The sequence below is a fragment of the Catellatospora sp. NPDC049609 genome, assembly GCF_040675365.1.
Taxonomy (GTDB): domain Bacteria; phylum Actinomycetota; class Actinomycetes; order Mycobacteriales; family Micromonosporaceae; genus Catellatospora.
Window position 1 is genome coordinate 42,898 of the sequence record NZ_JBFAOU010000024.1, and the last position, 13,076, is coordinate 55,973.

Sequence of the window (13,076 nt, forward strand, 5' to 3'; positions counted from 1 at the left end):
GCGGGCCTGGCACAGCGTTAAGAAGGGCACCTTCATCTACGGATAGCGTTAAGAAGGTGCCCTTCCTTTCCCGACAGGGGGTGGCGGTGAGCGGGGGGCGGGAGCCGATCCTGGCGTTGCGCGGGATCAGCAAGCGGTTCGGTGCGGTGCAGGCGCTGACCGACGTCGACCTCGACGTGTACGCCGGCGAGGTCGTCGCGCTGGTCGGCGACAACGGTGCGGGCAAGTCCACGCTGGTCAAGGTGATCTGCGGGGTGGGCCCGCCGGACGCCGGGACGATCACGTTCGCCGGGCGCGAGGTGCGGGTGGACAGCCCGCACGCGGCGCAGGAGCTGGGCATCGCCACCGTGTTCCAGGATCTGGCGCTCTGCGACAACCTGGACGTGGTCAACAACCTGTTCCTCGGCCGGGAGCTGCGGCGGGGCGCCGCGCTGGACGAGGTCGAGATGGAGCGGCGCAGCGGCAACCTGCTGCGCGAGCTGTCCGCGCGGATCCCGAGCGTGCGGCTGCCCGTGGCGTCGCTGTCCGGTGGGCAGCGGCAGACCGTGGCGATCTCCCGGTCGCTGCTCGGCGACCCGAGGGTGGTGCTGCTCGACGAGCCCACGGCCGCGCTGGGCGTGGCGCAGACCGCGCAGGTGCTCAACCTGATCGAGCGGTTGCGCGACCGCGGCCTGGGCGTGGTGCTGATCAGCCACAACATGGTCGACGTGCAGGCGGTCGCGGACCGGGTGGCGGTGCTGCGGCTCGGCCGCAACAACGGCGAGTTCCGCGTCGGCGAGGTCACCAACGAGCAGATCATCGCCGCGATCACCGGCGCGACCCAGAACGTGGTCAGCGAGCGGGTGGCCCGGCTGCGCGAGCAGACCGCCGGCGACGACCCGCTCGCGGCCGGCGGGCCGGAGGGCGGTGCGTGATGGCGGACCCCGCGACCGGCCCGGCGGTCCCCCCGCCCACTCCGGCGACGGAGATCGGCTCGCCGAAGGAGGCGGTCGGCGGCTGGCTGCAGACGCTGCGTACGGGTGACATCGGCTCGCTGCCCATCATCATCGGGCTGGTCCTCATCGTGATCGTGTTCCAGAGCCTGAACCCGACCTTCCTCAACGCGTTCAACCTGGTCAACCTGTGCCTGCAGATCGCCGCGCTGGGGATCATGGCCACCGGCATCACGCTGGTGCTGATGCTCGGCGAGATCGACCTGTCCATCGGCTCGGTCAGCGGCCTGGCCGCCGCGGTGCTGCTGGTCACCCACGTCGACCACGGCCTGGCCCCGCTGCTCGCGGTGCTGATCGCGGTGCTGGTCGGCACGCTGGTCGGCACGTTGCAGGGCTCCATCTTCGCCAGGGTCGGCGTGCCGTCGTTCATCGTCACCCTGGCCGGCCTGCTCATCTGGCAGGGCGTGCAGCTGCGCGTGCTCGGCGAGCAGGGCACCATCAACCTGCCGCCGGCCGGGACGCTGGTGCGCTGGGCGCAGTTCTCGTTCGTGCCGCGGTGGCTGGCGATCGCGCTGGCCGTCCTGGTCCCGGTGCTGTACCTGGTGTTCAGCCTGCTGACCCGGCACCGCCGGGCGAGCGCGGAGCTGCCGGTCACGCCGCTGTGGCTGCCGATCGCGGTCGCGGTGATCCTGCTGGTGCTGCTCCAGCTCATCGTGGCCAAGCTCTACCTGGACCGGGGCGTGCCGTGGACCTTCGTGTTCATGGTGCTGATCGTGGTCTTCTTCGACTGGCTGCTGCGGCGCACGGCGTACGGCCGCAAGATCTTCGCGGTGGGCGGCAACATCGAGGCGGCGCGGCGCGCGGGCATCAACGTGGACGCGATCCGGATCTCGGTGTTCGCGCTGTGCAGCACGCTGGCGGCGGTCAGCGGCGTGGTCGCGGCGATGCGGCTGGGCTTCGCCAACCAGCAGTCCGGCGGCGGCGAGACGCTGATCAACGCCATCGCCGCCGCGGTCATCGGCGGTACCAGCCTCTTCGGCGGCCGGACCCGCCGGTACGCCCCCCTGCTCGGCGCCCTCGTCATCGGCGCCATCGCCAACGGCCTGGAACTGCTGAGCCTGTCCTCCGACGTCCGCCTCATCGTCACCGGCACCGTCCTGCTGGCCGCCGTCGTCATCGACGCCCTGGTCCAGCGCTCCCGCACCTCCCACGGCCGCTGAAACTCCCGACGATCTTGCGCGTACGGTGGGTGCGACACGCCCCTATCGGGCATATCCCCAACAGTTCGCGCAAGATCGTCGCGATCTTGTCGGGCCGTCGGGCTCGGACGGTCACGGGGTGGGGCGGGTGGGGAGTCAGCGGATGATGCCGCGGCGGCGGCCTTCGGCGGTGGCCGCGGTGCGGTTGTCGACGCCCAGCTTGCCGAAGACCTGGACCAGGTGCGACTTCACCGTGGCCTCGCTGATGAACAGCTGCCGGGCGATCGCCGAGTTGGAGTGCCCGCCCGCCACCAGTTGCAGCACCTGCGCCTCGCGCGGGGTCAGGCTGACCCCGGGCGCGCGCTCGCGCGAGGTCAGCCGGGTCGCGACCGACGGCGCCAGCACCGTCTCGCCCGCGGCGGCCGAGCGCAGCGCCCGCAGCAGGTCCGCCGGTTCGGCGTCCTTGAGCAGGTATCCGATCGCGCCCGCCTCGATCGCGCGCAGGATGTCGGCGTCGCTGTCGTACGTGGTCAGGATCAGCACCCGGGGCGCGCCGGGCAGCTCGCGCACCCGCGCGGTGGCCTGCGCGCCGTCCATCCCCGCGCCGAGCTGCAGGTCCATCAGCACCACGGCGGGCGCGAACTCCCGGACGAGCCGCACCGCCTCCTCGCCGCTCGCGGCCTCGCCCACCACGCGCAGCCCTGGGTCCGCCTCCAGCGTCGCGCGCAGCCCGGCCCGCACGATCGGGTGGTCGTCGACGACCAGCACGGTGATCACGGCTGCTCCCCCTCCCGCGGCGCGGGCAGCGGGGCGGTCGCGCTGACGGCGGTGCCCCGGCCGGGCGCGGACTCGACCACCAGCGCGCCGCCCACCTCGGCGAGGCGGCCGCTCATGGCGGACAGCCCCAGCCCGGTGCCCGCGGAGGGCGCGGCCGCCGGGCACTGCGGGTCGAACCCGACGCCGTCGTCGACCACGTCCACGCGGACGGCGGCGGGCTGGAAGGCGAGGGTGACCACGACGGTGCCGGCCTGGGCGTGCGCGCGTACGTTGGCCAGCGCGCCCTGGGCGGCCCGCAGCAGCGCGACGGCGATCGGGGTCGGCACCGCGCCCGCCTCCCCGTCGACGACGAACCGGGCGTCCACGCCGAAGTGGCGTACGTCGCCGACGACCCGTTCCAGCGCCTCCGGCAGCGAGCGGCCGGTGAGCTCGGCCGGGGCCAGCGCGCGGACCAGCCGCCGGGTGTCCTCCAGCGCGCCGCGCGCCGCCTGCTCGGCGATCTCCAGCGGCGGTCCCGGATCGGCGGCGTCGCGAGCCGTCCGCAGCAGCAGGATCACGCTGGACAGGTTCTGCGCCACGGTGTCGTGGATCTCGCGGGCCAGGCGTTCCCGCTCGGCGAGGATGCCCTCGCGGCGCTCGGTGGCGGCCAGCCGCTCCTGCGCGGCGGTCAGCTCGCGGACCAGTTCGGCGCGGGCCTCGCTCTCCCGGCGCAGCCGGCGGTAGACCGCGGTGATCACGATGGCCACGGCGGCGCCGAAGACCGGGCCGAGCAGGGTGCCGGAGTCCAGGCCGCCGCGGTGCGCGGCCCCGGCGGCGACGGCGCCCGCGGTCAGCGCGGCCACCCAGGGCAGGGCCTGCCGGGTGGGCAGCAGTTGCATGGTGAGCAGGTACAGCGCGAACGCCAGCCAGACGAAGGACAGCGACAGCGTCGTCAGCGCCACCCAGCCGGCGGTGAGCACGGCCAGCCACAGCACCGCCAGGCGGGGTCCCGCGGCGCGGCGCGACAGCGCCATGCCCACGGCGTACCACCCGGCGACCGCGGCACTCGCCGCCGCCACCGCCGGTCGGTGCCGCCCGTCGACCCACGCCTCGACCGCGCCGAGCGCCAGCAGCGCCGCGAAGAGCACGTGCTCGGCGCGGCGCAGCAGCGTCAACGCGTCCAGCCCTCGCCTCGCCCTGCTCATGAGGGGCGAGCGTAGCCGCGCCCACCGGAGGCGGTCGCCTCGCCTCGGACCTCGTCACACCAGGGGCGTGGTGACGACGGGATCCGCGCCGAGGCCGGCCTGCCGCGCGACGGGCGAGGTCGGGCCGGGACGCGGCGGGGCCGCGTCCCGGGTCTCGCTGGGTCAGGCGGCGACGCCGTCGACCTCACGCTTCGCCACCTCGCGGGCGGCGACCTCCTTCTTGGCGACCTCCATGATCACACCTCCTCCTCAGGTCTTGACGGGCACGGCGAACCCGGCACTCCGGTGACGGCATGGTTTGTCACCGAAGCGTTCGAGCAGCACGCGCTAGGGACTGTAGCGATTGTTGCCTCAGCAGTGAAGTACTTCGATGTTGATCTTTTTTCAAACCGTCGTGAACTGTCCGAATAGACGGCAATGAGTGTCGAAGTGCCGACACAACCGGGGCAGCATTCATCGAAATCGGCACCTTAATCACTCTTACGACAATCACTGCATTGCGATCGATGGGTATTGTGCGGCGTCGATCGGCTCCTCTAGCGTGAGGCGCGGACGGGTACGAGTCGTGGAGGTCCGTTGCCGATCCTGTGCGCCGACGACTACCGCGCTCTCGCCCATCCGAGGCTGCCCGCGGACGTCTGGGACTTCATCGACGGCGGCAGCGGGGCGGAGCTCACCCTCGACGCCAACCGCCGGCTGTTCGACCGGGCCCAGCTGCGCCCGCGCGTGCTGGTGGACGTCTCCGCCATCGACACCACGACCAAGCTGCTGGGCGGTGCGCTCGGCGCGCCGCTGGGCGTGGCGCCGGTCGCGTACCACCGCCTCGCCCACCCCGACGGCGAGGTCGCCACCGCGCTCGGCGCCGGCGCGGCCGGGGCGCTGCTCGTGGTCAGCATCTTCGCCAGCCGCAGCCTCGAGGACATCGCCGCGGCCGCGACCGGGCCGCTCTGGCTGCAGCTGTACTGGCTGCGCCGGCGCTCCGCGCTGGCCGACCTGGCCCGCCGCGCGCAGGACGCCGGCTACCGGGCGCTGGTGCTGACCGTCGACGCGCCGCGCATCGGGCAGCGGCTGCGCGACCAGCGCAACGGCTTCGCCGTCGACCCGGCGATCCGCGCGGTCAACCTCGACGACGCGCTGATGGCGACCACGCACGAGCAGCGCGCGGGCGCCTCCGCCATCGCCGCGCACGCCGCGCAGACCTTCGACCCGAGCATCACCTGGGCCGACCTGGCCTGGCTGCGCAGCCTCACCGACCTGCCCCTGGTGCTCAAGGGAGTGCTCACCGCCGAGGACGCCGACCGCGCCGTCGAGCACGGCGCCGACGCGCTCATCGTGTCCAACCACGGCGGCCGCCAGCTCGACGGCGCGGTGCCCGCGCTGCGCGCGCTGCCCGAGGTGGTCGCGGCGGTCGCGGGCCGCTGCCCGGTGCTGCTCGACGGCGGCGTACGCCACGGTCGCGACGTCTTCGTCGCGCTGGCCTTGGGCGCGAGCGCGGTGCTGGTCGGCCGCCCGGCCCTGTGGGCGCTGGCCGTGGACGGGGCCGACGGCGTGGGTCACCTGCTGCACCTGCTCGCGGGCGAGCTGGCGCACACCATGGCGCTGGCCGGCCGCCCCCGGCTGGCCGACATCGGGCGCGACGCCGTGCTCACCCCCGACCGCGGCGACGTCTGAGCGGAGGCAACGGCGATGGTGGAACGCGCGCAGCGAGCGGACGGCGGCACCGTGGAGCTGGTCAAGGAGGCGATGCACGCCTCGGTGAGCGACCCGGTGGCCGCGTCGATGAACTTCCTCAACGAGATCGCCGGGCGCTACCCGGACGCGATCTCGCTGGCCGCCGGGCGGCCGTACGAGGGCTTCTACGACACCGCCGACGTCGCCCGCTACCTCGACGTCTACCTCGGACACCTGGCCGAGCAGGGGTACACGCCGGAGCAGGTGCGCCGCGCGCTGATGCAGTACGGCCGCACCAACGGCCAGATCCACGGGCTGATCGCCCGCATGCTCGCCGTCGACGAGGGCATCGAGGTGCCCGCCGAGGCGATCTCGGTGACGGCGGGCTGCCAGGAGGCGATGATCATCGCGCTACGCGGGCTGTGCGCCGGGCCGGACGACGTGCTGCTGGCCGCGGAGCCCTGCTACGTCGGCATCACCGGCGCGGCCCGGGTGCTGGACATCGACGTCGTGCCGGTGCCGGAGGGCCCGGACGGCCTCGATCCGGCGCGGGTGGCCGAGGTCGCCCGCGCGGTGCGCGCCCAGGGCCGCCGACCGCGCGCCCTGTACCTGGTGCCGGACTTCGCCAACCCGTCCGGCCGCTGCCTGGACGTGCCCGCGCGGCACGCGTTGCTGGACGTGGCGCACGCCCAGGACCTGCTGATCCTGGAGGACGACCCGTACGGCCTGTTCGGGCTGGACGACCGGCCGCGGCCCCGGCTGAAGTCCCTGGACCGGCACCGGCGCGTGATCTACCTGGGTTCCTTCGCGAAGTCCGTCTTCCCCGGCGCGCGCATCGGCTTCCTGGTCGCCGACCAGACCGTGGTGGACGCCACGGGCCGGCGCACCCTGCTGGCCGAGGAGCTGTCCGCGATCAAGAGCATGGTCACGGTGAACACCTCGCCGATCGCGCAGGCGGTGGTCGGCGGCGTGCTGGTCGAGTCCGGGTGCAGCCTCAAGGCGGCCAATGTGGACAAGATCGCCTTCTACCGCAGGAACCTGCTGCGGCTGCTCGACGCCCTCGACCGGCACCTGCCCGCACCGTGGCGCGACGAGGCCGGGATCAGCTGGAACGTGCCCGCGGGCGGCTTCTTCGCGGTCGTGGACGTGCCGATCGCGGCCGACGAGAAGCTGCTGGAGGTCTCCGCCTCCCGCCACGGCGTGCTGTGGACGCCGATGAGCTTCTTCTACACCGGCGGCGGCACCCGCTCGCTGCGCCTGTCCTGCAGCGGCCTCGACCCCGACACCCTGGAGGAGGGCGTACGCCGCCTCGCCACCCTCCTCCGCGAGTCGATCGTCTGACCCGCCCCACCCGCGCCGCCCGACCGGCATCCTGGCCCCCGAAACGCCCCCACCTCCGGCACCCGCCGGCGTCACCCCGTACCCACAGCCGGGCGCATCGGGCGGCCAGGCCCTCCACCGACCCCGCAGTTTCGGGGAAACCGCACCCTCACCTGGCCTGATGGCCGCAGTTTCGGGGAAACTGCAGCAAACACCGACCGGGTATCCCTCCTTGACAACTTTTGTTGTCGGTGGGAGGGTGGGGGCATGTTCGAAGTCGCCGTGATCGACGACCCGGCCGCGGCCGAGGTGTCGCTCGACCCCGTCCGGGCCCGGTTGCTGGCCGCGCTGGCCGAGCCCGCGTCCGCCGCCACCCTGGCCGCGCGGGCCGGGCTCACCCGGCAGCGGGTCAACCACCACCTGCGCGCGCTGGAGAGTCACGGCCTCATCGAGCTGGTCGAGGAGCGGCGCAAGGGCAACTGCACCGAGCGGGTGCTGCGGGCCACCGCGGCGTCCTACGTCATCTCGCCCGCCGCGCTCAGCGCGGTCGCGCCCGACCCGGACCGCTCGCCCGACCAGTTCTCCGCCCGCTGGCTGCTCGCCCTGGCCTCCCGCCTGGTGCACGAGGTCGGCGAGCTGATCGGCGGGGCACGGGCGGCGGGACGGCCGCTGGCGACGTACGCCGTCGACAGCGAGATCCGCTTCGCCTCGGCGGCCGACCGGGCGCGGTTCGCCGCCGAGCTGACCGAGACGCTGACCGCCCTGGTCAGCCGTTATCACGATGAGAAGGCGACCGCGGGGCGCCGGCACCGGCTGGTGGTCGGCCTGCACCCCAGCCTTCTCCTCCCCCACCACGACGACAAGGAGTAAGGACCATGGGCAGGAAGTTCGAGATCGTGCGCGAGGGCGAGCTGCGGACCACCCCGGAGGAGTACTGGGACGCCGTCACCACCGGCAACGGCGGCTGGCTGTGGCCGATGGAGTTCGAGCCGCGCGTCGGCGGGGCGGCCGCCTTCGGCGGCACCATCACCGCCTGGGATCCGCCGCACCGCCTCTGCTCCCGAATGGACGGCGAGGACGGCTGGTTCAACCAGGTCGAGCACACCGTCGAGGGCCGCGAGGGCGGCAGGACCTGGTTCCGGTACGTGCACAGCGGCGTCTTCACCGACGACTGGGACAACCAGTACGACGGCGCCGGCCAGCACACCGACTTCTACCTGCACACCCTCGGGCAGTACCTGGCGCACTTCAGCCGCCGCCCGGTCGTCTACCTGTCGACCGACGCGCCCGCGGCGTCGAACGCGCCCGACGGCTTCGCCGTCCTGCGCGGCGCGCTCGGCCTGACCGAGGCCACGAAGCAGGACGACACCGTCCGGGTCGCGCTGCCGCTCGGCGAGAGCGAGGCGGTCGTGGACTACCTGCACCCGAACTTCGTCGGGCTGCGCACCGGCACCGCGATGTACCGCTTCTTCGGCCGCAACGCGTTCGGCGCCCCGGTCGGCGTGGCCGTGCACCACTTCGACGCGGACGCCGACGCCGCCGCCGAGCAGAAGTCCCTCGAAAACTGGCTCACCGCCGTGTACGCCTGACCAGCCAGCCCCGTTTTGCAATAGACGTTGGCCTATCTGGATGACTTTTTTGTGATCAAGTTCATCCAGATAGGCCAACGTCTATGCAAAGACGGGTCGCCCGTGCGGGGCGCAGGCGGCGCGGTCAGCTGGTGAACCAGGTGCGCAGTTGCCGGGCGGCCTGGGCGAGGGCGCGGCGGCCCGCCTCCAGTTCGCCGCCCATGCAGAAGAAGCCGTGGATCATCCCGTCGTAGCGGGTCAGCGTCACCGGCACGCCCTCGCGCCCGAGCCGGCGCGCGTACTCCTCGGCCTGGTCGCGCAGCGGGTCGTACTCGGCGGTGACGACCAGTGCCGGGGGCAGCCCGGCGAGGCTGTCCGCGCGCAGCGGCGAGGCCAGCGGGTCGAGCCCGTCCTCGGGCGTGGCCAGGTAGTTGTCCCAGTACCAGGCGACCGAGGTGGCGTTGAACAGGTACGGGTCCGTCCCCTCGCGCAGGGACGCGGTGTGGGACCGGTAGTCGGTGTTCGGGTACACCAGCAGCTGCCCGGCCAGCGGCAGGTCGCCGTCCGCGCGGGCCAGCAGCGTCACGGCGGCGGCGAGGTTGCCGCCCGCGCTGTCCCCGCCGACCGCGATCCGGCCCGCGTCCGCGCCCAGCTCCTTGGCGTTCTCGGCGACCCAGCGCACGGCCGCGTGGCAGTCGTGCACGGCGGCGGGGAACTTGTGCTCCGGCGCGAGCCGGTAGCCGGCCGACACGACCAGGCAGCCGGCGGCGTTGGCGAGGCTGCGGCAGACCGCGTCGGACGTGTCGATGGTGCCGAGGGTCCAGCCGCCGCCGAAGAAGTACACCAGCACCGGCAGCTCCGCGTCGGTGACCGGCCGGTAGACCCGGATGGGCAGCGGGCCGCCGGGGCCGGGGATCTCGCGGTCGGTCACCTCGGCGACGTGCTCCGGGTCGCCGCCGGAGGCCTGGATGGACGCCAGGTCGGCGGCGCGGGCCTCGTCCACCGACAGCGTGTAGAGCTGCGGGGTGCGGCTGGCCTCGCGCCGCGCACGCATCGCCTGGACCTGCGGGTGGAGCGGCATCGGCACTCTCCTGATCGTTCGGTGCGCGTCCCGGCGACGGTCGGGACGGTGGTCGGGCCGCGCGGGCGACGGTGCCCGCGGCCACGGGGTGCGGCGCCGGTCAGCCGTCCGCGGCGGCGGCGTGGACGAAGCCTGCGTTGCGCGGGTCGGTGTACAGCTCGCGCAGCGTCGGCGCCAGCGGCAGCACCTCGATGTGCGCCGTGAACCAGTCGGCGAGCTCGGTGAGCCGCCGCCGTGCCGTGTCCGGGTCGGGCGTGTGCACGGTGACCTCGCCCATCCGGGCGAAGGTGTTCGCCGCGCCGCCCTGAATGCGCATGCCCTTCGGCACGAAGATCCGCGCGTGCACCACGTCGGGCTGCGCGAGCACCTCGGTCGCGGACGGGTAGTCCAGCACGACGCCGGGCCGCAGCGGCAGGAACGTGGAGGCGACCACGCCGTCGCGGGCCCGGGTCACCGGCTCGCCGACCGGCTCCAGCAGCGCGCGCACGCCGTCGGCGGCCAGGTCGACGCCGAACTTCCAGCGGATCTGGTCGCGGATCGGGCCGCCCGCGCGCCGGGCCGCGCACTCGCTGAACATCAGGGTCCCGTCGGCGAGCTGGAACAGCTCCATGTGGAACACGCCGTCGGTCAGGCCCAGCGCCCGCAGCGCCGCGCCGACCAGCGGCGACGCCAGGTCGTAGGCGGCCTTGTCGGCGACCGGGTCGAGGCTGTACGTCTGCACCGGCGCGCGTTCCAGCACGGCGCTCAGGCAGGGCTGGGCGTACCGGCCGAGGCTGAGGAAGCGCAGCTCGCCCTCGGAGAGGTAGCCGTCGGCGAACCACTCCTCGCCCTCGACGAACTCCTCGACCACGAAGTTGCGCGCGGTGGCGCCGTTCGCGCGGCACTGCGCGCTGACCCGGGCCAGCTCGGCGTCGCCGCGCACCACGAAGGTGGACTGGGTGGCCATGCCCGCGACCGGTTTGACCACGGCCCGGTCGTACGGCAGCCGGTAGCCCGCGGGCAGCTCGCGGATGTCCTCGATGAGCGAGCACGCGGTGACCGGTAGCCCCGCCTCGCGGATGCGCCGCTTCTGCAGGTACTTGTCGCGGAAGAGGGCCACGGTCTGCGGCGCGTGGCCGCGCGCGCCGAGCATGCGGGCGAGCACGGCGGCGGTCATCAGCGCGGGGTCGTCGTAGGCGTACACCGCGTCGAAGGAGCCGGCGCCGAGGCCGGCCCGCAGCAGCCCGTTCAGCGCGGCGTCGATGCTCTTGTGGTCGTCGACGAAGATCGTGCGCACCCCGGCGGGCAGCGGCATGCCGCCGTCGTGGGTGGTCGCGCCGAGCAGCACGGTGACGTCCACGTCGGGTGCGGCCGCCGCCAGTGCGGGCAGATCCGCGCCGACCATGAGCAACCGCATCGACCGACCGCCTCCTCCACCGGACGGACCGCGGCCGACCGCCCGCGGATCGAAGGTCACCGTATCGACGGCGACGGTGGGTGTCCATAGCGCGACGAGGTGAAACCGGTGGATGCTTCAATGGCACGGGTCGCTGCTGGTACAAAGAACGCGCCCCGTGTGCAGAGGAGCCGCCTTGTCCGTCGCGACGCCGAAGTCGCCCTGGCGCCGCCGGGCCGCCATCCCCGGCCTGGTCGCCGCGGAGGCGATCTCCGTCATCGGCGGCCGGATGTCCTTCCTGGCCATCCCGTGGCTGGTGCTGGTCACCACGGGCAGCCCGGTCAAGGTCGGCATCGTGGCGGGCGCGGAGACGCTGGCGTACGTGCTGAGCGGGGTGCTGGCCGCGCCGCTGCAGGACCGGATCGGCTCGCGTACCACCTCGATCCTGTCGGACGGGGCGAGCGCGGTGGTGATGGCGGCGATCGCGCTGACCGGCCGGTTCGGCTTCGGGGTGCTGATCGCGCTGTCGATGCTGGCCGGCGTGCTCCGCGCGCAGGCGGACCGGTCGAAGAACAACCTGCTCAAGCCGCTGATGGACGCGGCGGGCACCGACTTCACCCGGGTCTCGGCCGCGCGCGAGGGCGTGCTGCGTACGTCCGGCCTGATCGGCGCGTCGGTCGGCGGGGTGGCCATCGCGGCGTTCGGCGCGATCGGCGCGATCTGGGTCGACGCGCTCAGCTTCCTGGTCGGCGCGGCGCTGGTGGTCTTCTTCGTGCCCGACCCGGCGCGGCGGGCGGAGGCCGGGGCGGGATCCGAAGCCGCGGCCGCCACCCCGCACGAGCCGTACCTGACCGCGCTGCGCGGCGGGTTCACCTACTTCCGCAACGAGCCGCTGCTGCGGGCGGTGACCGGGATGCTGTTCTTCACGAACCTGTTCAACCAGGCCAGCGCCGTGGTGTTCATTCCGATGTGGGTGCTGACCGTGCTGCACTCACCGGTCGCGCTGGGCACGGTGGGTGCGGCGTACGCCCTCGGGATGATCGCGGGCAGTGTCGTGTTCGCGACTCTCGCGCCGTACCTACCGCGCTACAGCGCGCTGGTCTTCGGCTACTTCGTGGGCGGCGCGCCCCGGTTCCTGATCTTCGCGATCAGCGACGACCTCACCGTCATCGTGATCGTGACGTTCCTCAGCGGCATGGTCATGTGCTCGGTGAACCCGACCATCGGCGCGGTCATCTACCAGCGCGTGCCCGGCCCGATGCTGGCCCGCGCGGGCGGGATCATCATGGCCATCGCCATGGCCGGCATCCCCCTCGGCGGCGTGCTGGCCGGCGTGGTCGTGGAGCAGCTCGGCTTCGTCAACGGGGTGCTGCTGTCCTCGCTGCTGTACTTCGCCGTCACGCTGACGCCGGTGGTGCGCCACCGCGTGTGGCGCGAGCTCAACGACGCCGGGGCCCGCGCGCCCGCCGCCGATCCGTCCGTCGCGCTGCCCAAGGGGTACGGGCTGGCCGCGGCGGCGCTCGGCCCGCGGGTGACGCTGCGCTACGCCGACGGCGCCTGGACCGTGCACGCCCGGCGGGGCGCCCGCACGCTGGCCCGGCGGCGGCCCGTGGCGCCGAAGGCGGCGCTGCACGCGCTGTCGCGGATCGAGGTGCCCGCGGTGCAAGCGGCGGTGCGCGAGCTGGTGGATCGGGAGCACGACACGACCCGCTCGCAGGCGGCCCGGCTACGCGCGGAACTGGGCCGGATGGAATACGTCATGAGCGACATAAGTGCCGGAATGCGGGCCCCGCATCTGCCATGAAGTGCCCGAATATTGCCCAGTCCATTCACGTATCGACAGACTTAAAGCGAACATTGCAAGTACTTCGATCGGCTTGCTAGTCTCCGGTTTCACCGAGGCCGTCGGGGGCGCACGGCTCAGGTTGTCAGAACCCTTCTGCGCGAGCAACTTCTGCGCGAGCACCTG

General features: G+C 73.3%; 11 protein-coding genes. 7 read left to right on the forward strand and 4 right to left on the reverse strand.

Translation table 11 applies throughout. The features are described from left to right. Window positions 1-86: 86 nt before the first annotated feature. Window positions 87-914, forward strand: a complete 828-nt coding sequence (locus tag AB0J67_RS10075) for an ATP-binding cassette domain-containing protein (RefSeq protein WP_363478990.1) — start codon at window positions 87-89, stop codon at window positions 912-914. Next, window positions 914-2,152: a sugar ABC transporter permease gene (locus tag AB0J67_RS10080; RefSeq protein ID WP_363478993.1), complete on the forward strand. Its 1,239-nt coding sequence runs from the start codon at window positions 914-916 to the stop codon at window positions 2,150-2,152. The genes AB0J67_RS10075 and AB0J67_RS10080 overlap by 1 nt, the downstream gene beginning before the upstream one ends. 135 nt (window positions 2,153-2,287) lie before the next feature. On the opposite strand, the gene AB0J67_RS10085 is transcribed toward AB0J67_RS10080, so the two are convergent. Both AB0J67_RS10085 and AB0J67_RS10090 read right to left on the reverse strand, forming a co-directional pair. After that, window positions 2,288-2,908, reverse strand: a complete 621-nt coding sequence (locus tag AB0J67_RS10085; protein WP_363478996.1) for a response regulator transcription factor — start codon at window positions 2,906-2,908, stop codon at window positions 2,288-2,290. Then, entirely contained in the window at window positions 2,905-4,092 is a 1,188-nt protein-coding gene (locus AB0J67_RS10090) for a histidine kinase (RefSeq protein WP_363478999.1), read from the reverse strand. Before AB0J67_RS10090 ends, AB0J67_RS10085 begins: the two co-directional genes overlap by 4 nt. 576 nt (window positions 4,093-4,668) lie before the next feature. On the opposite strand from AB0J67_RS10090, the gene AB0J67_RS10095 reads away from it, so the two are divergent. The 4 genes from AB0J67_RS10095 to AB0J67_RS10110 all read left to right on the forward strand — a co-directional run bounded on the left by AB0J67_RS10095 (window position 4,669) and on the right by AB0J67_RS10110 (window position 8,672). Next, window positions 4,669-5,763 (forward strand): alpha-hydroxy acid oxidase, encoded by a 1,095-nt coding sequence (locus AB0J67_RS10095; RefSeq protein WP_363479002.1) that lies wholly within the window; start codon window positions 4,669-4,671, stop codon window positions 5,761-5,763. Window positions 5,764-5,778: 15 nt separating this feature from the next. Next, window positions 5,779-7,104 carry a PLP-dependent aminotransferase family protein gene (locus AB0J67_RS10100; protein ID WP_363479005.1) on the forward strand — a complete coding sequence of 442 codons (1,326 nt, stop codon included), beginning with the start codon at window positions 5,779-5,781 and terminating at the stop codon, window positions 7,102-7,104. Between the two features lie 246 nt (window positions 7,105-7,350). Continuing rightward, window positions 7,351-7,953 carry a helix-turn-helix domain-containing protein gene (locus AB0J67_RS10105; RefSeq protein ID WP_363479008.1) on the forward strand — a complete coding sequence of 201 codons (603 nt, stop codon included), beginning with the start codon at window positions 7,351-7,353 and terminating at the stop codon, window positions 7,951-7,953. Between the two features lie 5 nt (window positions 7,954-7,958). Then, complete coding sequence (locus tag AB0J67_RS10110; protein ID WP_363479010.1) at window positions 7,959-8,672, forward strand: hypothetical protein; 714 nt, start codon at window positions 7,959-7,961, stop codon at window positions 8,670-8,672. A gap of 124 nt (window positions 8,673-8,796) precedes the next feature. Here AB0J67_RS10110 and AB0J67_RS10115 read toward each other — a convergent pair whose 3' ends face one another. Both AB0J67_RS10115 and AB0J67_RS10120 read right to left on the reverse strand, forming a co-directional pair. Further along, entirely contained in the window at window positions 8,797-9,732 is a 936-nt protein-coding gene (locus tag AB0J67_RS10115; protein ID WP_363479013.1) for an alpha/beta hydrolase, read from the reverse strand. A gap of 100 nt (window positions 9,733-9,832) precedes the next feature. Then, complete coding sequence (locus AB0J67_RS10120) at window positions 9,833-11,128, reverse strand: ATP-grasp domain-containing protein (protein ID WP_363479016.1); 1,296 nt, start codon at window positions 11,126-11,128, stop codon at window positions 9,833-9,835. Window positions 11,129-11,303: 175 nt separating this feature from the next. Here AB0J67_RS10120 and AB0J67_RS10125 point away from each other — a divergent pair, with 175 nt between their 5' ends. Continuing rightward, window positions 11,304-12,911 (forward strand): MFS transporter, encoded by a 1,608-nt coding sequence (locus AB0J67_RS10125; RefSeq protein ID WP_363479018.1) that lies wholly within the window; start codon window positions 11,304-11,306, stop codon window positions 12,909-12,911. Window positions 12,912-13,076 lie beyond the last annotated feature (165 nt).